The 23285-nt window shown below is 60.1% G+C and carries 25 protein-coding genes; 18 read left to right on the top strand and 7 right to left on the bottom strand.

Going from position 1 to position 23285, the window contains the following annotated elements; all coding sequences use genetic code 11:
• Positions 1 to 29: 29 nt before the first annotated feature.
• Positions 30 to 986 carry a LysR family transcriptional regulator gene (locus WX88_RS21450; RefSeq protein WP_231590765.1) on the bottom strand — a complete coding sequence of 319 codons (957 nt, stop codon included), beginning with the start codon at positions 984 to 986 and terminating at the stop codon, positions 30 to 32.
• Positions 987 to 995: 9 nt separating this feature from the next.
• Between WX88_RS21450 and WX88_RS29600 the strand changes: the two genes are divergently transcribed.
• The 5 genes from WX88_RS29600 (at position 996) to WX88_RS21480 (ending at position 5245) form a co-directional block, all read left to right on the top strand.
• Positions 996 to 2015 (top strand): GNAT family N-acetyltransferase, encoded by a 1020-nt coding sequence (locus tag WX88_RS29600; RefSeq protein WP_052732949.1) that lies wholly within the window; start codon positions 996 to 998, stop codon positions 2013 to 2015.
• Complete coding sequence (locus WX88_RS29605) at positions 2012 to 2629, top strand: nuclear transport factor 2 family protein (RefSeq protein WP_082116214.1); 618 nt, start codon at positions 2012 to 2014, stop codon at positions 2627 to 2629. The genes WX88_RS29600 and WX88_RS29605 overlap by 4 nt, the downstream gene beginning before the upstream one ends.
• Before the next feature lie 94 nt (positions 2630 to 2723).
• Positions 2724 to 3215 carry a GNAT family N-acetyltransferase gene (locus WX88_RS21470; protein WP_046246476.1) on the top strand — a complete coding sequence of 164 codons (492 nt, stop codon included), beginning with the start codon at positions 2724 to 2726 and terminating at the stop codon, positions 3213 to 3215.
• Positions 3216 to 3528: 313 nt separating this feature from the next.
• A complete protein-coding gene (locus WX88_RS21475; RefSeq protein ID WP_046246477.1) occupies positions 3529 to 4008 on the top strand; it encodes a DUF1203 domain-containing protein in 480 nt (159 codons plus the stop codon).
• Positions 4009 to 4231: 223 nt separating this feature from the next.
• Positions 4232 to 5245 carry an alkaline phosphatase D family protein gene (locus WX88_RS21480; RefSeq protein WP_046246478.1) on the top strand — a complete coding sequence of 338 codons (1014 nt, stop codon included), beginning with the start codon at positions 4232 to 4234 and terminating at the stop codon, positions 5243 to 5245.
• Between the two features lie 102 nt (positions 5246 to 5347).
• Here the strand turns inward: WX88_RS21480 and WX88_RS21485 are convergent, their stop codons facing one another.
• Entirely contained in the window at positions 5348 to 6874 is a 1527-nt protein-coding gene (locus WX88_RS21485; RefSeq protein ID WP_046246479.1) for a S41 family peptidase, read from the bottom strand.
• 417 nt (positions 6875 to 7291) lie between these two features.
• Here WX88_RS21485 and WX88_RS21490 point away from each other — a divergent pair, with 417 nt between their 5' ends.
• On the top strand, positions 7292 to 8002 hold the full coding sequence (locus WX88_RS21490) for a hypothetical protein (protein ID WP_046246480.1): 711 nt from the start codon (positions 7292 to 7294) through the stop codon (positions 8000 to 8002).
• A 474-nt stretch (positions 8003 to 8476) separates the two neighbouring features.
• Positions 8477 to 8782: a hypothetical protein gene (locus WX88_RS21500; protein ID WP_046246482.1), complete on the top strand. Its 306-nt coding sequence runs from the start codon at positions 8477 to 8479 to the stop codon at positions 8780 to 8782.
• 318 nt (positions 8783 to 9100) lie between these two features.
• On the opposite strand, the gene WX88_RS28125 is transcribed toward WX88_RS21500, so the two are convergent.
• Positions 9101 to 9514 carry a DoxX family protein gene (locus WX88_RS28125; RefSeq protein WP_052732950.1) on the bottom strand — a complete coding sequence of 138 codons (414 nt, stop codon included), beginning with the start codon at positions 9512 to 9514 and terminating at the stop codon, positions 9101 to 9103.
• Positions 9515 to 9525: 11 nt separating this feature from the next.
• Entirely contained in the window at positions 9526 to 10452 is a 927-nt protein-coding gene (locus WX88_RS21510; protein WP_046246483.1) for an SDR family oxidoreductase, read from the bottom strand.
• A gap of 183 nt (positions 10453 to 10635) precedes the next feature.
• On the opposite strand from WX88_RS21510, the gene WX88_RS21515 reads away from it, so the two are divergent.
• Positions 10636 to 10929, top strand: coding sequence for a winged helix-turn-helix transcriptional regulator (locus WX88_RS21515; protein ID WP_046246484.1), 294 nt, complete (start codon positions 10636 to 10638; stop codon positions 10927 to 10929).
• 72 nt (positions 10930 to 11001) lie between these two features.
• On the opposite strand, the gene WX88_RS30985 is transcribed toward WX88_RS21515, so the two are convergent.
• From WX88_RS30985 to WX88_RS21525, 3 genes are read right to left on the bottom strand one after another with little or no spacing between them, the layout of a single operon-like run.
• Positions 11002 to 11181 carry a hypothetical protein gene (locus WX88_RS30985; protein WP_197076890.1) on the bottom strand — a complete coding sequence of 60 codons (180 nt, stop codon included), beginning with the start codon at positions 11179 to 11181 and terminating at the stop codon, positions 11002 to 11004.
• 46 nt (positions 11182 to 11227) lie between these two features.
• The gene (locus WX88_RS21520; RefSeq protein WP_046246485.1) at positions 11228 to 12622 is read right to left on the bottom strand and encodes a pyridoxal phosphate-dependent decarboxylase family protein; all 1395 of its coding nucleotides are present in this window, start codon (positions 12620 to 12622) and stop codon (positions 11228 to 11230) included.
• Between the two features lie 47 nt (positions 12623 to 12669).
• A complete protein-coding gene (locus tag WX88_RS21525; protein ID WP_046246486.1) occupies positions 12670 to 13593 on the bottom strand; it encodes a DMT family transporter in 924 nt (307 codons plus the stop codon).
• Positions 13594 to 13790: 197 nt separating this feature from the next.
• Here WX88_RS21525 and WX88_RS21530 point away from each other — a divergent pair, with 197 nt between their 5' ends.
• The 10 genes from WX88_RS21530 (at position 13791) to WX88_RS21575 (ending at position 23252) form a co-directional block, all read left to right on the top strand.
• Entirely contained in the window at positions 13791 to 15242 is a 1452-nt protein-coding gene (locus WX88_RS21530) for an aminotransferase-like domain-containing protein (protein WP_046246487.1), read from the top strand.
• Positions 15243 to 15535: 293 nt separating this feature from the next.
• Positions 15536 to 16123: a TetR/AcrR family transcriptional regulator gene (locus tag WX88_RS21535; protein WP_046246488.1), complete on the top strand. Its 588-nt coding sequence runs from the start codon at positions 15536 to 15538 to the stop codon at positions 16121 to 16123.
• A 111-nt stretch (positions 16124 to 16234) separates the two neighbouring features.
• On the top strand, positions 16235 to 16678 hold the full coding sequence (locus tag WX88_RS21540) for a nuclear transport factor 2 family protein (RefSeq protein ID WP_052732951.1): 444 nt from the start codon (positions 16235 to 16237) through the stop codon (positions 16676 to 16678).
• A 58-nt stretch (positions 16679 to 16736) separates the two neighbouring features.
• Positions 16737 to 17672, top strand: a complete 936-nt coding sequence (locus WX88_RS21545) for an SDR family oxidoreductase (protein WP_046246489.1) — start codon at positions 16737 to 16739, stop codon at positions 17670 to 17672.
• Positions 17673 to 17680: 8 nt separating this feature from the next.
• The gene (locus tag WX88_RS21550) at positions 17681 to 18433 is read left to right on the top strand and encodes an SDR family oxidoreductase (protein ID WP_046246490.1); all 753 of its coding nucleotides are present in this window, start codon (positions 17681 to 17683) and stop codon (positions 18431 to 18433) included.
• Positions 18434 to 18711: 278 nt separating this feature from the next.
• Positions 18712 to 19482: a glucose 1-dehydrogenase gene (locus WX88_RS21555; protein WP_046246491.1), complete on the top strand. Its 771-nt coding sequence runs from the start codon at positions 18712 to 18714 to the stop codon at positions 19480 to 19482.
• Positions 19483 to 19557: 75 nt separating this feature from the next.
• Entirely contained in the window at positions 19558 to 20208 is a 651-nt protein-coding gene (locus WX88_RS21560) for an NADPH-dependent F420 reductase (RefSeq protein WP_046246492.1), read from the top strand.
• Positions 20209 to 20237: 29 nt separating this feature from the next.
• Positions 20238 to 20885: a cysteine hydrolase family protein gene (locus WX88_RS21565; protein WP_046246493.1), complete on the top strand. Its 648-nt coding sequence runs from the start codon at positions 20238 to 20240 to the stop codon at positions 20883 to 20885.
• A gap of 783 nt (positions 20886 to 21668) precedes the next feature.
• Positions 21669 to 21944, top strand: coding sequence for an ArsR/SmtB family transcription factor (locus WX88_RS21570; RefSeq protein WP_046246494.1), 276 nt, complete (start codon positions 21669 to 21671; stop codon positions 21942 to 21944).
• Between the two features lie 219 nt (positions 21945 to 22163).
• Positions 22164 to 23252: an efflux RND transporter periplasmic adaptor subunit gene (locus WX88_RS21575; RefSeq protein WP_052732952.1), complete on the top strand. Its 1089-nt coding sequence runs from the start codon at positions 22164 to 22166 to the stop codon at positions 23250 to 23252.
• Positions 23253 to 23285: the final 33 nt, after the last annotated feature.

The following is a 23285-nucleotide window of genomic DNA, read 5'->3' on the forward strand; positions in this document are numbered from 1 at the left end:
GCTGCGCAATAACTTCGGTATCGCACCCATCATTGAGCGAATGCGGCTTCGAGCACGTTGAGCACGTTTTGCAACACGGGGCTGGTGTCATCCTTGCGCCATATGGCGTACAACTGCGTTTGGTGGGGAAGCTCGATAAATCGCACGCCCTTCGGGGCCCCGGAGGCATAGGAGGCGGGCATAATGGACAAGCCCAGGCCGCGCGCCACCAGGTTGAGAATAGTGGCGCCGAAATCAGACTCTATCTGGATGATGGGCTCGAATTGGTACGCGGCAAAAATGGCTCGCAGGGAGTCGACGTACTGAGTTTGGTTGCGCAGCGAAGGTAGGATAAACTTCTCCTGTCGCACCCCGGTCAGCGTCGAGAAAGTGGCGGCGGTCAGGGCATGGGCGGCGGGCAGCACTAGCACGAAGTTTTCGGCGCCTAGCAGCCGCGACTCCAGGCGTGGGTTGCGGGTGACTTCGCGCCGCAGCCCAAGGTCGAGGTGGTAATTGAACAGGGCTTGCTCCAGGTCCAGCTCCATGATTTCAACCAGCTCGACGCGCCAATTGGGGTAGCGGTGGGCCAGTTCGGCCAGTAAGTCGGGCAGCACCGAGTACGCTACCGAGCCGGGGTGGCCGATTTTGAGTTCGCCCACTTCGCCCGCGCTCAGCTGCCGCGCCCGCCGGTGCACGGCATCGGCCGTGGTGAGTAGCTGCGTCCATTCGCTGCGCAAAAACGCGCCGGCGGCCGTCAGCTTCACGTTGCGCTTGTTGCGCTCGAACAAGGCCGCACCGATTTCCGCTTCCAACGCCTGAATATGACGGCTCAGGGCCGATTGAGTGATGTGCATCTTCTCGGCCGTGTGCCAGAAATGCAGCTCCTGCGCCAGGGCAAGGAAGTAGCGTATTTGCTGAAGGTCCATGCCGATGGTAGCGCCGCTTGATGCGTTTTTCAGATTTATGGCCCCGGATTTAGCATTGTTGGGGGCTGCTAAGCGGCGCAATTTTGCAGTATGAGTCTGACCGAACCAAATTCTGCCGCCGAAGTTCAGCTGGTGGCTTACGCCCCCGGCCACGCCGCTGAAGTAGCGGCCCTCACCCGCGCCTGGCTAGAGCAGTACGTGTACGTGGAGCCGGCCGACCTCGCCTTCCTGCGCGACCCGTACGCTTATGTGGTGGCGCCGGGCGGGCGCTTATTTGTGGCCCTGCTGCGGGGCGCGGTGGTGGGCACGGTTTCGCTGTGCGTGACGGCCGTGCCGGGCCAGTACGAATTAGCCAAGCTGGCCGTGGCCGAAAACCACCGCGGCCTGGGACTGGGCCAGCGGCTGGTGCGCCACTGCGTCGAGCAAGCCGGCACGCTGGGCGCGACTACGCTGGTGCTGTACACGACGCCCAAGCTCGCGGCCGCTCATCGACTCTACCAAGCCTGTGGCTTCGCGGAGGTGCCCATGGACACGCAGCCGTACAAAGCGGCTGACCTGAAAATGGAATTGCACCTCTCTAACCCTGTCATTCAACCCATCCGCATTCGGCCGGCTACGGTAGCCGACGCGGCCCTCCTCGCCGAAATGGGACGGCAGACGTTCGACGCAACCTTTGGCCGGCATTTCACCGCGGCCGATATGGAGCATTACCTGGCGGAGAAATTCAACCAGGCTCAAATCCGTCGGGAATTTGAGGAGCCAAACGCCCGATTTTTGCTGGCCTACGCGGCGGGCCGCCTGGCCGGCTATGCGAAGCTGCGCACGGTGGAACAGCCCCCGGAGCTGGCCGGACGGCAGCACATAGAGCTGCAAAGAATCTACGTATTGAATGAGTTTCAGGGGCAGCGCGTGGGCAAAGCCTTGTTGGAAGCCGCAATTGACCTGGCCCGGCAGCTGGCGTTCGAGGTTATCTGGCTCGGCGTCTGGCAGCACAATCAAAAAGCCACGGCCTTTTATCAGCGTGCGGGCTTCCGCCGGTTTGGGGAGCATATTTTCCGGCTTGGAACCACGGAAACGCTCGACTATCTGCTCAGGCTCGACCTACGATGAGCCGGCTACCGCTGACGGGCCGCCTGCTCAACGGGCTGGGCTGGGGTGGCGCCACGGCATCTTTGTCGGCGTATGCGCTCAACAGTCTCGGGACGTTGGGGAGCCAGTCGTTGCCTTATTTGCTGCTGAACGTGCTGGGTTGTGGCCTGCTCATTCTCTACACCTACCACAAACGCGCTTTCGCCAACACCACCCTCAATTCAATTTGGCTACTCGTGACGCTGACGGCCCTCACCAAGTCGTTCATCCCCTCTCCCACCCCGATGGAATCCGTTATCAACCAACTCGTCGCTGCCTACAACGCCGGTGATGCCCGGACCTTTGCCGACCAGTTCGCACCCGACGCGGCCGTGTATGAGCACCCCCAGCAGCTCACCCAGGCCGGGCAGGAGGCTATATTTTCTTACTACCAAGGCGTCTTTCGGCAATTTCCGGGCTTGCGCACCACCCTGCTGCACCGCATCGTGATTGGCAACCGCGTGATGGACCACGAGCGGGTGCAGCGCGGCCCTGGCCAGCCGCCGTTCGAGGTGCTGGCAATTTATGAGCTGCACGACGGCCTCATCCAACGCCTCGATTTTGTTCGCGAGGCGAGGCACATCGCCCCCCAGTAAACGGAGTGCCCCGTTAGGTAACTATTCATTGGCTTTGCCTGGCCGAAAGCAGCGTATCACGCTTCAACAGGTTTTAAAAACTCCACCGCTTCTCATGACTGCTTCCATAACTCTCCGCCCCCTAGCCGCTGCCGATAATGCCGTGCTGGCCCGCATCGTGCGCGACACGCTACGCGAGTTCGGATCCGATAAACCCGGCACTGCGTACTTCGACCACAGCACCGACCATTTGTTCGAGCTGTTCGCGGCTGAGCCCCGCAGTGCCTACATCGTGGCCACGCAGGATGACACCCTGCTAGGCGGCGCGGGCGTGTACCCTACCGCCGGGCTGCCACCTACCATCTGCGAGATGGTGAAGGTGTACTTGCTGCCCACCGCCCGTGGCCTCGGCCTGGGCCAGCGGCTGGTAGAGCAGTGCTTCGACATGGCCCACGCTCTGGGGTACGAGCAAATCTACCTGGAAACGACGCCCGAGATGAAAAAGGCGCTACCTCTATACGAAAAGCTGGGCTTTCGCTACCTGCCCGGCCCACTGGGCAACAGCGGACATTTCGGCTGCGATATTTGGATGCTACGGGATGTGTAGAGCAGTTTGAGGAGCTGCTGTACCTAGTGTGCGTCTCGCAAGTCCACTCCGCCTTACTTGCCTACGCCTATTTACCGCGTGGCCGAGTTAGCAATGCAGGAGGAAATGTGGCCCTCTATCAGTGGGCGTATGCGCAGGCGGTCAGTGCTGACGCGTTGAATAACAACCAGGACAATGTGGCAAATCGCTCACGGGCTTTCTCGTGACCTGCCCCCACAGCAGAAGTGAGTCGGAAGGTCAACTCCGCAAGAAACGGATTTCCACGGTACCGGCCCCACGCCACCTTTGCAGGGAACATCACTCCTTGCAAACCATGTCCTCCTTCCAGATTGTGCCCTTGCCGTCCGAAACTGTTCAGCGTATCCGGGCCACGCGCCGCGATGACTTCGGTAATGCCGTGGTCGAGCAGCTGGCCACGGGCTACGGCCCGTGCCGCGTCTCGCTCCGCCCCTTCGTGCCGCAACAGGATTATCGGCTGCTTTTCAGCTACTCGCCCTTCACGCGGGCGAATGCTTTCAATCAAAATGGCCCCATTTTTATCTCGTCGGCAGACGTCGCACCGTACCCGGATACGGACCGGTTTCCGCCCGAAATCAAGGCTGATAAGGCAAACTTTCCGCTCTCGCTGGTGGGCTACAGCGCCGACCAGCATATGGTATTCACCCAACTAGTTGGCAATGCTGACGTGGACGAGCTGCTTGAGCAAGTTCTGGCAGAACGTTCGGACATTGCCTATCTGCATGCCCGCAACGCCGAAGCCCAGTGCTTCATTTGCCAGATTAATCGTCGCTGAACGGTACCGGCTCTGGCCGGTTTTCAGGTGGATAACTGAGCCTTGGTGAAAGGCAGCGAGCGAAAGAAGCCCCAGTAGCCCGGGCAACTACGCCTGCCTCAAGGCTTATCTTAGTCAAAGTAGCTGCTGGACTAGGGTAGCTTTTTCACTGGCAAAAAACCTCTTAACTCAATCTTCACACCGAATTTGAAGAGTTAGCCTGGTCGAGTGGCATCTTTACGGCATGACGAAACCCCTAGTACTAGCCTTGGCGACGGCCTTCCTTTTCGGCAGCCCGGCCGCTGAAGCCCAGCAGAAAAAAGAACTCGCTATTGCTTTCGGCTCCTGCAACCGAACTGATTTGCCCCAGCCGCTGTGGCCCGTTATCGCACAAGAAAAGCCCGATGTCTGGCTGTGGCTCGGCGACAACATTTACGGTGATACCGACGATATGGCCGTGCTCAAGCAGAAGTACGACACCCAGTTCAACCTGCCCGCCTATAGCCAGTTTCGGACGCAGGTGCCGGTCATCATCGGCACCTGGGACGACCACGATTACGGCCGCAATGATGCCGGCAAGGAGTATCCGTTTAAAAAGGAAAGCCAACAGCTGGCGCTCGACTTCCTGCAGGAGCCCGCCGGCACGCCCCGCCGGGCGCAGGAAGGCCTCTACACGTCGTACGAATACCAGGTGGGCCGCAAGAAGGTGAAGGTAATTCTGCTCGACGACCGCTACCACCAGGACGAGCTGCAACGCGACGCCAACCGCGCCTACGTGCCCAATCCCACCGGTGACATCCTCGGCGCGGCGCAGTGGCAGTGGCTGACGCAGCAGCTCACCAACAGCACCGCCGATGCCCACATCATTGCCTCGGGCATCCAGTTCCTGCCCCAGCAGCACCCCTACGAGAAGTGGGCCAATTTTCCGGCCACCCGCCAGCGCTTCCTCGACCTGCTGGTGGCTAGTAAAGCCAAGGGCGTGCTACTCGTGAGCGGCGACCGGCACATCGGGGAGATTTCCAAAGTAACCCCGGCCGGCGGCTCGTATCCGGTCTACGAAATCACGTCCAGCGGCCTTACCCACCCCGCCGTGAACAACAAAAGCGAGGCCAACGACCTGCGCGTGGGTCCGCTCATCAACCAGAAACACTACGGCCTGTTCCGCTTCCGCGAGCAAGGCAAGAAGCTGCTCGTCACGGCGCAGCTGAAAGGCGAGGATGGCAAGCCACTGACCGAGCAGGTGATTGAGGTGAAGTAGCAAGGCACAGCGGTGTGCTCCCTGTACTTGCTGAATCAGTAGAAAAGCCCGCCGTGTGATATACACGGCGGGCTTTCGCACCAAAAGCCGAGCTTTCTACCCCTAGTTTTCGTGCGCCAGCACGAGCTTAATAAGGGGGTCGTACTTTAGCAGGAACTCTGCATCGTAGACATCGCCCCGATAGTCGCGGCGAAATACCCACTCCTCCACGGTCAGGTCGCGACGGATTTTAACGTTGTCGTGAAATACGTCTTCCGCGCGGGTCGCGCCGCTGTGGTCCACCACGGGCTCGATGCGGAACATCACTTTCGAGTTGGGCAGCCGAAACAACAATGGGTCGATACCTCGGCCCAGTTGCGAACCGGTCGCGCTCCCAACGTTGATGACTTTGCTGCTGTAGCCGGCAACGGCAGTTAGCGTGCCCGCCGCCGAAAACACGTTTTCATCTTGCAGAATGTACACGTTTCCAGGGTATCTAATAGAATTCGCGTCGGGAACTATGTTGTAGGCCTCGTTGGCAATTACCAGGTATTCTTTGTTACCTAAATACGGTACCTTCTCGTAAGCCCCGTCCCAGAGTTTATCCCGGGATTTTATGATGTCACTATTATTGGCTAATATCTTAACCTGGGTTTTGATGGTGTCGGCAATCAGGGATTTTATGATATTCAGGCCCACATCGTCGCTGCCACCGCCGTTGCCCCTGATGTCAATGACTACCTTTTTGATGGGGTTGGCTTTAGCAATCTGTTTGATGGTGTCGGGAAAATACGTTTTCCACTCGGAGTTCATTTCGGGCACCCGGACGTAGAGCATACCCGTTGACTTGAAATAGGCAACCTTCTTCTCGTCGTCTGACTCCCGTTCCGGCAGTTTTTTCGCTTGTAGCGCTACGGTATCGGCATACTTGAAATCAATATTTTGTACCTCGGAGCCAGTACGCAAGGTCATCGAAATGCCTGTTCGCTCGATTAGAGAGGGCGCTCGGTAAAAACGGTCAGTATATGAAATTTTATTATACCCATCCCATTTTTTTCCGAGGTACTTCGCTTTGGTCTGCACAAATTGGTGGACGTCCATGCCGTCAACTTTCTCCACTTGCGCCCCGCGTTTAATCAATTGGCCTTTGTAGGTAAAATCTTCGTAAACAAGATATTTGCCGTTGAAATACTTCAAGGGCAGTCTTAGCTTCTGGCGGGCATATTTGCTTAGATACCCCTTCACGGCAATGTCGTTCGCAAGTACGCTTTCCTGTACCTGCATACTATCCAACGGAGTAATAGAATAGGGCACTAGGTATTTAAGGGGGCGTGTCAGGAATTGTTTCCAAAGCAGATTGGAATGTTCGTCGTTGCACAAGTCAATGGCCTCGCGGAGCAGAAAATAGAAATCGGCGTCGCTTTTGCAGGTGGCCACATGCTTGCGCAGCGCTTTCAACTCCCCAACAATGTCGAGTCCGGTCACCTTTTTCCGGACCTCAATCTGCGCGTTCAGCGAGCGAATGGTGCTGACCAAATAGTCGTAGTCCTGGTACCGCTGCGCCTGCGTGAGCGTTGGCGGAGGTGTCTGGGCCTTGGCAAGGTTGCACGATAGCAGGACCGTCAGCAGGAAAATTAAAGCTTTTTTCATGTTCAATTATATTTTTCGTTTTAAAAGTAGCGGTAGCAGCGGGAACGTGTAATGAATGATTACCTCAACCTGACGGCTGGCATGCCATCCACGCCCACCATCGCCCTCGCACCAGCCCCTGGTCCGTAGGGACCCACGTGCCTTCAACAGTTCTTGCGAAAGGCGCGTGGGACCCCACGTGCCCCCGGAAGAAGCCAACGGACCCGTGTGGGGCCCCACGCACCCCCGAGGGGTGATACCTACCCCGCGTGGGGCCCCACGGAACCTCGACGGAAACTACCGGGCACGCGTGGGCCCCCACGGGCAGTTAGTTGGTGGCAGCTGCCAGGCTGATGAGGGCAGCCCGGCTTGTAACGCGTCAAACAATAGGTATATTTCAGCGTGGCGCATTTCCCGCTTTTCATTCTCCCTCTGTTTATGCTTACTCCCCTCCCCGGTTCCGATGGCACGCCGCAAACGCCTGCCCCCACCAGCAACACGGGCTACATCCCGCGTGCCGAGCTTAAGGTAGCCGCCCTAGCCGAGCTGGCCGCCGACCATTGGCTGCAACGGCCGGAGTTGCCGCTGGTTTACACGACTAGCGCGGCCTTCAAGCAGCTGGCCGCCGACTACAGCGCCAGCCTCGGCACCACCGACGACATCACCGACAGCCTCTCCCCTGATACCGAGCGCCTGGGCGTTCTCGACGACGAAATCAACGAGCATATTCCCGTGGTGCGCAGCATGCTGGCCGTGAAATATGCCCGCCAGAATAAGGGCCGCGCCTTCTACCCCGAGTTTGGGCTTGAGAACAAGAACGGCGCATTCGTCCTGCCCCGGAACCGGACCGAGCGCACCAAGAGCCTGAAGAAGCTGGCCGCGGCGCTCCCGGCCCACGGCTTCGACGCGAACGCCGAGTTTGGCGTGGCTTACTGGCAACCGCTGGCCACCGAGTATGCCACCCTGGTAAAAAAGACTGACCAAGTCCGCGGCGTCCGCTCCGACGACGTAGCCAACAAGAACACCCTCCGCGACGAGGTGGAGCAGGTGCTCTATTCCCTACTCCACCTCATTGCAGCCAACTACCCCGACGAAACCCGCGCCAGCGCCGAGCGGCGCAAATTTGGCTTCCTGAAGGAGCGGCAGTAGCCCGTGCCCGGAAGACACCAAAAAGCCCGCCGGTATGCACCACACGGCGGGCTTTTTGGTGAGTTGGTATTTCGGAGACTTTGAAGCGGTTTAGGAATTTGAGGCTATTGGAATAGGGAAAAGGCCCATGGTGGCGCGAGGTCGTACCCGAAGGGCTTCGCCCCGCGCCATCAGGGGGCGCTCCGAAATGCCAGCCGCCATGCAACGCCCACCGGCCGTTGAGCGGCCCGAAAGGGCAGTTGCGCCGGGCACTGGCGCAACTCAGTTCGAAATTCAGCCAAGCCAGGCGGGGCAAACAGTAGCTTTAGCAAGGCTACTGCACCTCGTTCACCGGCTCACCCGCCGCCTCTTTTTTGCTTTGCCGCCCACGCGCAGTACCCGCCGCGCGCTCGGCTGATTTGCTGGCAAAAAGCCAGAATCGGAGCACGGGGGTAAGTGGTATGAGGGCTTGTAGCTGATTATTCCATCCAACCCATGCCGCTTTTCATGCCGCTCTCGCCCGCCACTTCCAAAGCCCTGGGGTTCGCCTTGTTAAGCCTGTCGGGCTTGGCCACCGGCACCGGTTTGGTGCTGCCACTGGTTTCCATTGAGCTGCCGCGCAAGCCGCTCTGGGTTAGCGGCTGCCTCATTGCCGGCGAATTGTTGTTTGCCACCGCGCTGGTGTTTTTGGGGAAGCAGTACGGCCGGCGGCTCAAACTAAAGTTGCTCGCCTGGTTCCACCGAACATTCGGATGGCGGCCCGCGGCTAAACGGCAAAGCCACGCAGCGGGCAGGCCCTGATGAAGCTAACCAACCCCATCAGCCTCTCATCGTTGCTTGCAGCGCCCGCCACACGCGGTCCACGTCCGCCGCTTCGGTGCGCCAGTTGCTGAAAGCGGCCCGCATGCCCGGCGTGTCGGCATAGCGGGTGGGCGTGAGAAAAGCCTCGCCGGAGTCGCGTTTATTATAAACAGTCAGGGCACTCCCTCCGGGTCGGAGAGAGTGCCCTGACTGTTTAATGACGGCTACGCTAAAGTTTAGCCTAAAAGCTGGAAAGTTGATACCGTGCCTTAGAGCAGGTAGCTACCAACCCGGAAATGGCAGCCAAATCAACGCATCCTATCCTTCCGTGGTGACGCGCAGTCCCACTTTCCGATACCAAAGAAGAAACGAGGCGACCGCCAAAGTCAGAATGACCAGGGCCGGGGCCACGGCGGCGAAGGGCTGGCCCGACGTGACGTGGGCCGCTGCCGCCCCGAGGAAATAAAAGATAACGCCGGCATAGGCGCCGATTTTAAGCACGGGGTTGGCGACGGCAAGCAGCACGATGCCGCCGATGATTTTGATGATGCCATAAAACGGCAGCATCCCCAGGGGCATACCGATGGACAGCGTATTTTGCCGAACCAGATCGGTCTTCAGCAGGTCGAGTACGCCGGCGAAGAGATTGAGACACAGCAGTACGGTCACTATCCAGTACGCAAGGCGGAGGCCGCGGCCTGATACGGCCGGGGTGTGAAGTTCAGGAGTCATGGCAAGAGGGTTTAACGCAGGGATTCGGTGGAAACGGTGGGGGAAAAGGCAGCCGCGTGCTGCGCGGCCCACTCGCGCAGGGGCGTGAGCGTTACCGGCAATTCGCGCAGCACGGCCGGCATGTTGGCCTGAAACTGGGTAAAATGGTCCTGGCCGGCCCACAGCAACTCGTAGCTCCGGGTCACGGCTTCGGCCAACCCAGGGCCCATCATCGGAGCCAGGATGCCGTAGAACTCGCGCGGCGGCATGGCCCGGTAGCTAATGGGGCGGTTGAGCCCGGCCGAAAACGCCTCGGCGAGCGCCGGGCCGGTCAGGGCCTCGGCACCGCCCACCACGAAGGTCTGGCCGGCCAGTTGCGGGCGCTCGAGGGCCGCCACCGTGAGCGCGCCCAGGTCGGCGGCGGGCAGCCAGTCGATGGCTTGCCCGGCCGGCACGGGGTACGCCAGTTCCTGGTGCGCGGCCACACCGGGGGCGGTCCAGGGGCCGAGCAAATTTTCAGCGTACACGGTCGGGATGAGCGTGATGTGGGGCAGGCCGCTGGCTTGCAGGTAAGCGCGCAGGTCGAGGCGCAGGTCGTAGACCGGGTTGCCCGTGGGGGCGGCCGGGATGTAGCCGCTGGTGTTCCACACGAGCAACTGCACGCCTGCGGCCCGGGCGGCGTCCACCGCCTGGCGGGCTAGGCGCAGCGGCTCGGCGGCGCCAAGGGGCACGAGCAGCGAAACGGCGTCCATGCCCCGGCTGGCGTGCTGGCAAACCGCCGCTTCGGCCGGGTCGCCAACGATGATGGTGGCGCCCGCGGCTTGCAGGGCAACGGCTTTGGCGGCGTCGCGGGTGAGCACGAAAGCTTCGTGGCCGCGGCCCAGCAGTTGGTGCACCACGGGCCCGGCTTGCACGCCGGTCGCGCCGTACACGAGAACTTTTAATTTTGATGGGTACATTTGAACAACGAGTTAAGTAAACGAACAAATGGCTGGTTATTAGGCCAGCACTCCATCAAATCTCCCCACCGCTTCGGGGATGCGCAATTAGGATTTTATCAGATAGCTAGTATGTGCAAAGAGACTATTGCAGGGCCACAAGCGCTTGCCACCGAGAAAAAAAATGAAAATCTTTGCCCATACATGGCCAGCACGCTGGACTTGGTGCGCGGGAAGTGGAAACCGATGCTGCTATACCACCTCACCCCCGGGCCGCGCCGCTTCGGCGAGTTGCAGCGGCTGCTCGGCGGGCAGGTAACCCAGCACACGCTCACCCAACAGCTGCGCGAGTTGGAGCACGACGGCCTGGTTTACCGCCAGGTGTTTGCCGAAGTGCCGCCCCGCGTCGAGTATTCGCTTACCGACAAAGGCCGCTCCCTGCGCAGCCTCATGGACAGTATCTACAGCTGGGGTGAACAGCAAAACGCACGGGACTAAACCTGGTTTGCCGCAGCGAGGCCCCAACGCCTCTCCCCAGCCGTTCCATCGTGGTAAGTCCGTGGCCGCGCCTCAACTGAAGTAGGGGTTGCCGCCCGCGCCGCGCGGCAGCCGGCGCAGTTCGTCGAACTCATGGCGGTGCACCCCATCAGCGCTGCGGCCACAGGTGACCAGACAGCGGTACCAGCCAGAAGAATTGGGCGTGGCGTAGTACCGCTGAGGCGCTGTGCATCGGGCTCGAAAATATCCCAAGCGGCAACTATTGACACGTGGACGACTCCCGTCCAATATGTAGAGCTCAGCGTGGGTCTGCCGCCGCTTGCAGCGCCCGCCACACGCGGTCCACGTCCGCCGCTTCGGTGCGCCAGTTGCTGAAAGCGGCCCGCATGCCCGTCGTGTCGGCGTAGCGGGTGGGCGTGAGAAAGGCCTCGCCGGAGTCGCGCACCCGGTCCAGCAGCTGCTTGATGCGCTCAGTCGACGGCGCGGGGCCCGCCAGGGTGAAGCATACCACGTTCAAGCGCACCGGCGCTAGCAACTGGAAGTCCGCCGAGGCGGCAATTAGCTCACCCAGGACGGCGGCTTGCGCGCAGTTGCGGGCCACGATGTCGGCAATACCGGCCCGGCCGTAGGCCAGCAGCGAGAGGTACACGGGCAGGGCCCGGAAGCGCCGGGAGTTTTCCGGGGTGAGGTGCACAAAATCCGGCCGCTCGCCCAGCGGCCCCAGGTACGCGGCCGAGTTCTTGAATACATCCGCCTGCAGCGCTTGGTGGCGGGTGAAGAGCATGGCCGCGTCGTAGGGCACGTTCAGCCATTTGTGGGCGTCGATGGTGATAGAATCGGCCTGCTCCCAGCCGGCTACCCGGTCGGCCAGCGCGGGCACCACGGCCGCAAAACCACCAAACGCCGCATCCACGTGCAGCCAGAAAGGGTATTTTTCCTTGAGGGCGGCCAGAGCGCGCAGGTCGTCAAAATCCGTGCTATTGACGGTGCCGGCATTGGCTACCACCACGGCCGGGCGGCCGTTCAGCTCCCGCAACACCGTTTCCAGAGCCTGCGGGTCGATGGCCTCGCGGCCCGGCAGCTGGCCCACGGCCTGCACCTGGTCGCGGCCCAGGCCCAGCACGGCGGCCACTTTGTAAATACTTGAATGGGACGCGCCGCTCAATAGCGGCAGCGGCGGCAGGCCGTAAAGGCCCTGCTGGGCCACGTCGTGCCCGGCCTGCGCGGCGGCCCACTGCCGGGCCACGGCCAAGCCCACCAGATTGGATTGCGTAGCACCCGTCACGAACACGCCCGCAAAGGCCTCGGGCAGGCCAAATAGTTGGCGCAACAGGTGCAGCGCGGCGCGCTCGATGTTAGGTACCACGGAGTAGCCGTCGTTACTCAGGTTCTGGTCGATGGCGCTCACCAGCCAGTCGGCGGCCAGTGCGGCGGGTGTGCTGCCGCCGGTCACAAAGCCCAGGAAGCGCGGGCCGGCGCTGGCCCCCAGCTCGGGGGCGAACCGCTCCCAAAACTGCCGCAACGCGGCCTCGCCGCCGGAGCCAGTTTCAGGCAGGGTGGGCAAAACGGGTTCCCCGGTAGCCAGGGCTACCGGGCGTTCCGGCAGCGAGTGCAGGTAGTCGAGGCTCAGCTCTTGGGCCGTGGCGAGCAAGGCGGGAAGCTGGTGAAGGTCAGCAGCAAGTAAAGGGTGCATGGAGACGAAATAAGGTTAAGAATGAGAAGGGGAATGCAAGCGATGCCTCATTTTGCTTTCGCCAAGACAGATTGTGCGACTGGGCTCACGGCGGCCCGGCGGCCCATTGCAACGATGAGAATGACCAGCCCCGCCGCCAGCAGGGTGCGCCCCGAAATCGTTTCGCCCAGCAGCGCCGCCGAGGCCAGAATGGTCAGAAACGGCTGCAACAATTGCAACTGCCCTACTCGCGCCACCCCGCCCAGGGCCAGCCCGTGGTACCAGGCAAAAAAGCCTAAAAACATGCTCACCATGCTCACGTAGGCAAACCCCGCCCACGCCATGGGTCCGGCGTGGAGGCCGTGTGCCCGCACCGCCTGCGCCACGGGGAAGACAAGCACCGGCGCGGCCAGCACCAAGGCCCAACAGATGACCTGCCAGCCGCCCAGTTCCCGCGCCAGCCGGCCGCCCTCGGCGTAGCCCAGCGCCGCGGCGGCCACGGCGCCCAATAGCCAGGCGTCGGCCGCCTGCAACTGCCCGCCCCCATCAGCCAACACGTACCCGACCACCACGGCCGCGCCCATCAAGCTCAGCACCCAAAACCGCCCCGATGGCCGCTCCCCCGCCCGCATCACGCTGGCTAGCGCCGTGGCCAGGGGTAGCACCCCAATCACAATGGCCCCGTGCGCGGCCGGCACCCGCTGCATGGCCCAAGCCGACAGCAGCGGAAACCCCACCACCACGCCCAGCGCCACCAGCAGCAAGCCCCGCAGCTGCGACCGGCTGGGCCGCGGGGTCCGCGTAACCAGCAGCAGGCCCGCCGCCAGCAGAGCCGCCACCAGCGCGCGCCCCAACCCCACGACCACCGGGTCCAAATCGGCCACGGCCAGCCGCGTCGCGGGCAGGCTCAGGCTGAAGGACACCACTCCCACCAAGCCGTACCACAATCCTTTAGTACCAGCGCTTGTTTCGACACTTGAATTCTTTTTCATGGTCTACAGTAAGAAAACTACCTTCCGAATCATTGCCAGCTCAGTGGATAGTTGAGCGTTAGAATACCGCTCTTTTTGGCTTCCTATACCACTCTTCAGGCACGGCCGACAACGCCACAAAGGTGCAGGCTTGCCAGATACCAGAACAGTTGCAGTTTTAGTAATTTTGGGCAGAACAGATTTTCCCTCGCCCAACCATGACTGTCACTACCAAGGACCCGCTCTATGTTAGCCTCGCCCATACGCTGCACGAGCTGGTGACGCAGGGCGTCTGGCAGCCGGGCGAGCGGGTGCCCTCGCTGCGCCACTTAAGCCGAGAGCATCGTGTGAGCCTGAGCACGGCCTTTCAGACCTACACCTACCTCGAAAACAAGGGAGTGCTGGAGGCTCGGCCGCGCTCCGGCTACTTCGTGCGGCCGCGGGCCCATCCCGCGCCGGCCCCATCAGCACCCACCCTATCTGCAACCACCGGCGCCGAAGTCCGCATCAGCGAGCAGCTGGCGGCCGTGCTGGAAGCCCAGGCGGGGCACCACGCGCCCTTTGCAGTGGCCGTGCCGAGCCTGGCGCTGCTGCCCGTGGCGCGCTTGCAGAAAGCCGTCACCAAAGTGCTGCGCGCGGCGGCCGGCCCCAGCGTGGGCTACGAGTTGACGGTGGGCAATGCCCTGCTGCGGCGCCAGATTGCCCAACAGGCGCCGCGCTGGGGCGGCACCCTCACCGCCGATGACCTCATCATCACCAGCGGCTGCCTCGAAGCCCTGAACCTGTGCCTGCGTGCCGTCACCCGGCCCGGCGACACCGTCGCCGTGGAGTCGCCCACGTATTACGGCCTGCTGCAAAGCCTGGAGAACCTGGGCTTGAAGGCGCTGGAAATTGCCACCCACCCCCAAACCGGCGTCGATTTAGACGAGCTGGAAGCGGCCTTCCAGCGGCAGCCGGTGGCCGCTTGCCTGTTCGTGCCCACGTTCAACAACCCGCTCGGCAGCTGCCTGAGCGACGACAAAAAGCAGCAGCTCGTGACCCTGCTCACCCGCTGGGCCGTTCCCCTCATCGAAGACGACATCTACGGCGAGCTATACTTCGGCCCCGCCCGGCCCAAAGCCTGCAAGGCCTTCGACACCGAAGGCTGGGTGCTGCTCTGCTCGTCGTTTTCCAAGCAGCTGGCGCCGGGCTACCGCGTGGGATGGATTGCCGCTTCCGGCCGGTTCCGCGCCCAATTGGAGCGGCTCAAGTTCATGCACAACCTGGCCACGGCCACTCTGCCCCAGCTCGCGGTGAGCGAGTTTCTGGCCCACGGCCGCTACGACCACCACCTACGCCAGCTGCGGGCCGCCTTCGCCGCCCAGGTGCAGCAAACCACGCAGGCTATCTACCGGTACTTCCCGGCCGGCACGCGCGTCACCCAACCCAGCGGCGGCTTCGTGCTGTGGGTGGAGCTGCCCGACGCCCGCGATGCCTTCGAGCTGCACCGCCAAGCGCTGCGCCAGGGCATCGGGTTTGTGCCCGGTCCGCTGTTTTCGGCCCAGCCGCGCTACCGCAACTGCCTGCGCATCACCTGCGGCCAGCCCTGGAGCCCGGACCTAGAGCAGAGCCTGGGCGTGCTTGGCGGTATCGCGCAGCAGCTACTGCCCTCTCCTCGCGATGTTGCTTAAAAGACAGTTGAGGTAATCAGCATGAGGTCGAGACACCATACTTAGCGTCTCATCATTAGCGCCAGTGGCTTCAGTCCATGATGTTGTCTAACCTACGCGGGATGTGCGGTTCCGCTCGTTCAACCAGAAGACGATTGTGGCGTCTCGTCCTCGTTCCAGCGAGCCTAGCAAACTCAGATTAGTTAATTCTCTCCCTCAGCTAACTTGTTCAGTCAGCAAATTATTTATTTTTCACTAATTTTGAACAATTGCTCATAAACTCAGTTAGTGCTCCTAACAACCCATCTCCCACCATGGCCCGCCCCCGGAAGTTTGAGCGTGAACCTCTGCTAAAACAAGCCCAGGAAGTATTCTGGTCGCAGGGGTATGAGGCTACGTCGGTGCAGAACTTGGTCGATGCGCTCGATATTCATCCCGGCACACTCTACGCTACATTCGGCGACAAACATGCGCTTTTCCTAGAAGTACTCGACTATTACCGCAGTTGGACCGAGGCTACCATCGGAGCCCTGCTGCGTCGGCCGGGCTCGAAAAAGCAGGCAATCGAGCAATTTCTCAGTATGATGGTCAGGGGCTTGCTTTCCCCCACCGGCAAACGGGGCTGCCTGCTCACCAACACTGCCATCGAGCGAACCTTGTGTGATGCACCAGCGGTGGAACGCGTGTCTCAGCACCACACTTGGATGGAAGGCGCTTTGCACCAAGCCTTACAGGAGGCTCAGGATGCCGGCGAACTAACGCCGCGCTCCGCGGATGAGCTGCGCGCCCTAGCCCAGTTTCTGGCCAATACCGTTCAGGGTCTGCGCGTAGTGGTGCGCACTACGAATGAGCCTGTTGTGCTACACAACATCGTCCGCATCGCCTTGCAAGCGCTTAACTAAATTTTTTTACCTCGTTTTTGAGCAATTACTCAAAATTCAAACCTCAATCCCTGAGTCATTTATCCGAACTACTTAAGCTTTAATGCTCCCCCTTAATCTTAGCGTATTTTCATGAGCAACGTCGACATTATTCGAGAAATGTATCGCCTTTTCGCGGCGGGTGACACCGAATCCATTCGCCGGATTTTCGACCCGCAGGTGCGGTGGAACATGATGGCGGGCTTTCCTGGCGGTGGCCGGTACGTGGGCATCAACGCCGTTTTTGCGCGAGTATTCCCCTATTTCTGCGAATTCTGGAACGACTGGAAAGCGCACAGCACCCGCCTGATAGCTATCGACGACGGCGTGTTAGTCATCGGCTACTACGAAGGCACTTATAAGGCCACCGGCCGCTACGTGCGGGCCGAGTTTGCCGCCGAATACCAAATCCAGGATGGCAAAATCACGGAGTACAACCAGTACACGGACACACAAGTGATAGCAGAGGCAATGGTGCCGGCGCCAACCAATGCAGGCGCCGCTGTAATATACACTTCTCATAATCAACGTGTTTAGATCACGGCATTATCACATCCTTAACCCGGCCGCTTAGTGGCCACAACCCTTTTTACCTATGATTTTAGTTACTGGTGCCACCGGCCAGCTTGGTCGGGCTACACTTGAGTTTTTACTGCACCGCGTGCCGGCCACTGAGCTGGCGGGCCTGGCCCGCAACCCCGAAAAAGCCGCCGAACTGGCCGCACAAGGTATCGCCATCCGGCCGGGCGACTACGAGGACTACACGTCACTGGTGCAGGCGCTGCGGGGCGTCGATAAGGTGCTGCTGGTATCGGCTGTGGCCTTTACCGACCGGCTCGCGCAGCATACCAACGTCATCAACGCAGCCAAAGAGGCGGGAGTACAGCACGTGGTGTACACCAGCTTACAGCGCAAAAACGACACGCTATTCGCAGTACCCGGCATCACCGAGAGCGACATTGCCACCGAGCAGTTGCTCCACACATCGGGGCTGACCTACACCATTATCAAAAACACGCTTTGGGCGGATGCGCTACCCCTGTTCGTGGGTCAGCATGTGCTGGAAACGGGCGTGGTCGTGCCGGTACCGCAGGGCGAGGGACGCCTCACCTACGCCACCCGGCGCGATATAGCCGAAGCCACCGCCCGCATCCTGACCGAGCCAGGCCACGAGAACCAGGAATACACCCTGACCGGCACCACGCCGACCTCCTTTGCCGACATAGCCGGGCTGCTTTCTGAGCTAGCCAGCAAACCAATAGTTTATAAGCAGGTGACGCCTGAAGCTTATGTAGAACAGTTGGTAGGCACAGGCCTGCCGCAGCCAGTCGCGGAATACTTCGCTTTCTCCTGGATGGAGGCCTACAAGCGAGGCATGTTTGAGGATACCGACCCGACGCTGGCACGACTGCTAGGCCGCCAGCCCACGTCGCTCAAGGACTTTCTGCGCTCGGTTTACCTGCCTCAAACTATTGAGAAAGAGTCCAATCCGATTGACTATCCCTCTTACATCCAAAATATTAAGTTTTAAAAAAACCCATGAGCAAATTGCAAGGTAAAACTGCTCTCATTACAGGTGGCAACAGCGGCATTGGCCTGGCCACGGCCAAAGAGTTCCTGGCACAAGGCGCTGACCAGGTAATCATTACGGGACGCAATCAGCAAGCACTTGACCTTGCGGTGCAAGAGCTGGGCGACAAAGCCCAAAGCATCCTGTGCGATAGCACACAGATGACGCACATTCGGCAGCTCGCCGAAGCGGTAAAGGCCCTAACTCCTTCGCTGGACATTATTTACATCAATGCGGGCATTTCAGAATTTGCGCCGCTGGAACACATCACAGAGGACCACTACGACCATGTATTTGGCACCAATGTGAAAGGTGTTGTCTTCACCGTGCAACAACTGTTGCCCCTACTGAATGAGGGGGCTTCCATCATCCTCTGTTCGACTGCGGGCGTGCAAAAGGGATTTCCCGGCGCCTCCGTTTATGTAGCCAGCAAGGCCGCTTTGGCTGGTTTTATCAGGATATGGGCCACGGAACTGGCTGGAAGAAAAATACGGGTTAACTCAATCAGCCCAGGCTTCACCAATACGCCCTTATTCGACAAGGTAGGCCTAAGCGAAGAGCAAAAGCAGGGCGCTATGGAGCTATACAACTCCAAGGTATTGATGGGCCGTTTCGCCCTACCAGACGAAATAGCCAAAAGCGTCACCTACCTGGCCTCCAATGATTCTTCTTACGTGACCGGTACGGATTTACTGGTAGACGGAGGATATAAACTGACCTAGCAGTCTGAACTGTGGCGGTACGTGCCCGGGCTCTAGCAGCACTATTACCAGATTAGCACATGGCGGCGAAAATGACTACCCGCGCTAATAGAAAAGACCACACCAAGCGGTGCGACTATACACCCAGCCCAGCCCTGACGACCGACTAATCATCAGGTTCACCAACCTATAGGCAGGCTCCAAGAACACCATATTCAACCACCGAAGAAGGTAGGAAAGCTCTTTTACTCCCTCTTCAACAAACACTCTCACATCACCCAAGCAAAAAAGTCCTAACCATGAGCAAATTACAAGGTAAAATCGCCCTCATCACAGGTGGCAACAGCGGCATCGGCTTGGCTACGGCTAAGCTATTTGCCCAAGAAGGCGCCACCGTCATCATCACCGGCCGCGACCAGGTTACGCTCGACACCGCCGCCCGCGAAATCGGCGACGGGACCATAGCTATTCGCAGCGACGCCGGCCAGCTGGCCGACCTCGATGCCCTGTTCCAACAGATTAAAACCGAGTTCGGCGGGCTGGACATTCTGTTTGCTAATGCCGGCATTTTCAAAAATGCCCCCTTGGCCGATAGCACTGAGGCGCTCTACCAGGAACTGTTTGACATCAACGTGAAGGGCGTCTTCTTCACTATCCAAAAGGCCGAGTCCTTACTACGTGATAGCGGGGCCATTGTCATTAATGCCAGTACGGTGGCGCATGTGGGTACGCCAGGGGCGTCACTGTATGCCGCCACCAAGGCGGCCGTGCGCCAGCTGGCCCGCAACCTGAGTATGGAGCTTGCTGCACGGCGCATCCGTGTGAATGTCGTGAGCCCTGGCGTCACACATACAGCAATTTTTGGGCGGCTGGGCTATAGCGAAGAACAAGCAGCTGCGGGTTTCGCCCACCTCGCCGGCGAGATACCGCTGCGCCGGGTAGGCCAGCCAGAGGAAATCGCCAAAGCCGTGCTCTTCCTTGCGTCCGACGACAGCAGCTACGTCGTGGGCGAGGAGATTCTCGTTGACGGCGGCTACTCCACCATTGGTACGCCCGGCGTGCAGCGCTAACCAAAGCCCAGTTAGGGCTTTTTGATTTGCTTCATTCCTAATTTTTCTAAGTTCTCATTACTTGTTTTCAGTTTAATGAACATTTCCATTTTAGGCACCGGAAACTGGGGCACTGTCCTCGGCAAGCTGTTTACGGCTCAGGGACATCAAGTGTATTTCGGCTCGCGCACGCCAGAACGAAAGCGCGACTGGGCCGCCAACATCGGACCCAACGTACAGGTAGGCACCTACGCGCAGGCTGGGGCCTTCGGCGAGCTAGTGGTAATTGCCACACCCTGGCCTGGCAACGCTACCACCGAGGCCCTGGCTGCTACCGGGCCGCTGCCCGGTAAAATCCTGCTCGACGCTACCAACGCTCTACAGGAAGATTACTCGCCCCGCCACTTCGAGCACGCCGCCTCGGCCGCCGAGGAAGTGGCCCGCCTGCGGCCCGAGGCACGAGTGGTAAAGGCCTTCAATACAATCTCCGGCTTCACGCTCAGCGAGCGGGAGCGCCTGCGCTTCGGCGAAACACCCATCACGGGCTTCTACTGCGGCGACGATGCCGCGGCTAAGCAGGTAGTGCATGGTCTAGTGCAAGCAGCAGGCCTCGCGCCGCTCGATGCCGGGCCGCTGCGCAACGCGCGCCACCTTGATAGCATGGGCCAGTTGCTCATCGCGCTGGGGTTTGGTCAGGGCTTGGGGGTTGATGCTGGGTTTGCCTACCTGCACCGGCCGACGGCTTAGCAATTCTTTCGATTAAAATCCTTCATCACATGGAACCTACACTCACTGCGTATCCCGCCGCCCGCACCGGCTTGGTCGTCATCGACGTGCTGAATGACTTTCTGGCCGAAGGTGGTAAAGCCACGCCTTTCGTGAAAGAAGTGGTGGACGGCGTGCAGCTGGTTGGCAACCTGCAACGCCTGCTGGCCGGCGCCCGCGCCGCTGGCGTTCGGGTCTTCTATGCCCCGCACCGCATCAACGCCCAGTCGTACCTGGGCTGGCGCTACCTCACGCCCACGGCTAGCCGTACCCGCGACTACCAAATGTTCTGGGAAGGCAGCTGGGGCGCCGATTACTTCGCCGCCCTCGCGCCGCAGCCCGGCGACCACCTCATTGCTCCGCACCGCGGCGCCAGTGCCTTCGTCAGCACCGACCTCGACGCGCAGTTGCGTCAGAACGGTATCGAGCACGTAGTGCTGGCCGGCATGGCAGCCAACACCTGCGTCGAAGCCACCGGCCGCTACGCCGTCGAGATGGGCTACCACGTCACCTTCCTGAAAGACGCCGTGGCCGCCGATGCCTGGGAGTCGCAGCGGGCGGCCGTGGAGGTGAACTATCCGCGCATCGGCCACGCCGTGCTCACCATTGATAAGCTGCTGGCCCAGTTAGACCGCCCCAGCATGGCGGAGCTGGACTAACCTCGCGGCGTTTCCTTTTATCATTTCCATTTTACCGCTTTTCTCACAGGTTTTCCCAACCGTGCCAGCTTCAGGGTCATCACCATTGGCGAGGTCGAGCTGGGCTAAAATCCTCTTTTTTTAAATTCATTTTTGAGCATTTATTCAAAAAAGGCAGAAAATAGATTCTCAGTCCATTGAAGCATAGTCTGCTCTTCACCATTGGGAAAGCAACATGGGCACGAGCTAACCCTGCTAGCTAGTGGATGAGCTAATAGCGACTGGCTCCTGGCAAAAAGCATGGCGTCGTGAGGCCGCAAGGCAGCCTACTGCGACGTCGTGCTTTTTGCTCAGTGGGCTCATGAAATACCTGAATAGCTTCTCAGTATCAATATCATTTCATCTAATAAATCCGGAAAATCATTCTCACCGGCACAGCCGGCAACATTACCAAACCCCTAGAGAAAAACTACTGGCGCAAGGCCACCACGTAACTATAGTGAGCCGCACGGCTGAATATCTTCAGCCGCTGGTTACCCAAGGGGCGCAGGCCGGCATTTAGTAGTATCGAAGACGAGGCCGTTTATACCATGGTCCCGGTCCCGTATCACACTTCCGACCGACTAGGCAACTTACGGTATGGCAGTGAGCAGTAGCTACATGGCTCCCGAAGCTGCTCACGCTTGCCATTGAATTGTAATGAAACCCGAGCTTATATCAGACCAGCGCTGAGAACCAATCAAAGGATGAAACGGTTGAGGACGCATTAATACATGCGCATGTATTAACTATCTTTCGCTCCTCATGGATACCAAGTCCCTCGTTAAAATCGCCAAAGCGCTTAGTGACCCTAACCGGCTGCGCATTTTGCAGGAAATTGCGCAAGCTCCCCAAGTAGGTTGCGCGGACTTATTCGAGGTGGCGCCCGTGAGCCAGCCGTCGATGTCCCACCACGTGAAGGCGCTGGTCGATTCGGGGCTGGTGGACTCCTGCAAAGAAGGGCGGTGCGTGTATCTGTCCGTAAACCCGGAAAAACTGCGCGAGCTGGAAAGCTTCCTGCAGCTGCTAAAAGTGAAGTAGCCCGGCGACCAGCAGCAAGCAGCTAGGTTTTTAATCCACAAAAACATTGATTGTTGTTTATGTGTTTATGAAAAACGCTCCGGCAACCCACTGCAAGGCCTTCAGCCACCCGCAGCCCTGGGTATGAGCCAAGCTAAGCGCATTTTTTTACCCAAATTTTTACCCAAATACATTAACGCATTATTATCAATTGATGCGTTCTGCTCAACCCGATTCCCTATGACCACCACATTCTCCTCTTCCCGGGTGCTGCTGTTTAGTGCCCTGGGTCTCCTCATCCTCCCGCTGGGATTTGGCCTGCCCAAGCTCCTTTCGGCCAAGAAGACCGAACCGGCTGCCGCTGGAGCCGCACCAGCCGGCCCGGCCCCGGCCGTGCTGGTTGACCACTACGTGGTGCGCGCCACCGCCGTCTCCGATGAGCTGCAAGCCACCGGTACCATTCAAGCCAATCAGGAAGTGCAGCTCGTGAGCGAGGTGGCGCGCAAAGTCACCGGCGTGTACGCCCCTGAGGGCACCACGGTGGCCCGCGGCACGCTGCTCTTCAAACTCGATGACGCCGACCTGCAGGCACGCCGCCGCAAACTCAAGCTCCAGGAAAAACTGGCCCTGCTCGACGACCGGCGCATGCGCGGCCTGCTCCAGACCGAATCGGTGACGCAGCAGGAATACGACCAGGTATCGACCAACCTGCAGGTGCTGCAGGCCGACTTGCAACTGGTGGATGTGGAGCTGGCCAAAACCCAAATCCGGGCGCCTTTCGCCGGCAAAATTGGCCTCAACCACGTGGATGTGGGCGCCTACGTGACGCCGAGTACGGTGCTCACCTCGCTCGAAGACGTGAGCCAGGTGGAAGTCGCCTTCACGGTGCCGGAGCGCTACGCCGCCGAGGTGCGGCCTGGCCAAACCATCCGCTTCACCACCGATAATGGCACGGCGCCGCAGACGGGCCGCATCATTGCCACCGAGCCGCGCACCGAAGTCAGCACGCGCAGCCTGCTGGTGAAGGCCATTGCTCCCAACGCTAAGCGGCAACTGGTGCCGGGCATGTCGGCCAAAATCAGCTTTGCCCTGCACGCGGCCACCGCTACCCTCGTGGTGCCCACGCAGGCGCTGATTCCCACGGCCAAAGGTTACTCGCTCTACGCCATCAAAGGCGGCAAAGCCGATTACCGCGACGTGACCATCGGCACCCGCAGCAGCGGGGTGGTGCAAGTCCTGAGCGGGCTCAGCGCCGTCGACACGGTCATCACCACCAATCTGCTCCGGCTAGGTCCGGGGGTGCCCGTGCAGGTAGCCAAGGCTCAGTGAGGCGGCTCAATTCTTTTTCATTTTCAGGTTTCT

The sequence above is a fragment of the Hymenobacter terrenus genome, assembly GCF_000972495.1.
Taxonomy (GTDB): domain Bacteria; phylum Bacteroidota; class Bacteroidia; order Cytophagales; family Hymenobacteraceae; genus Hymenobacter; species Hymenobacter terrenus.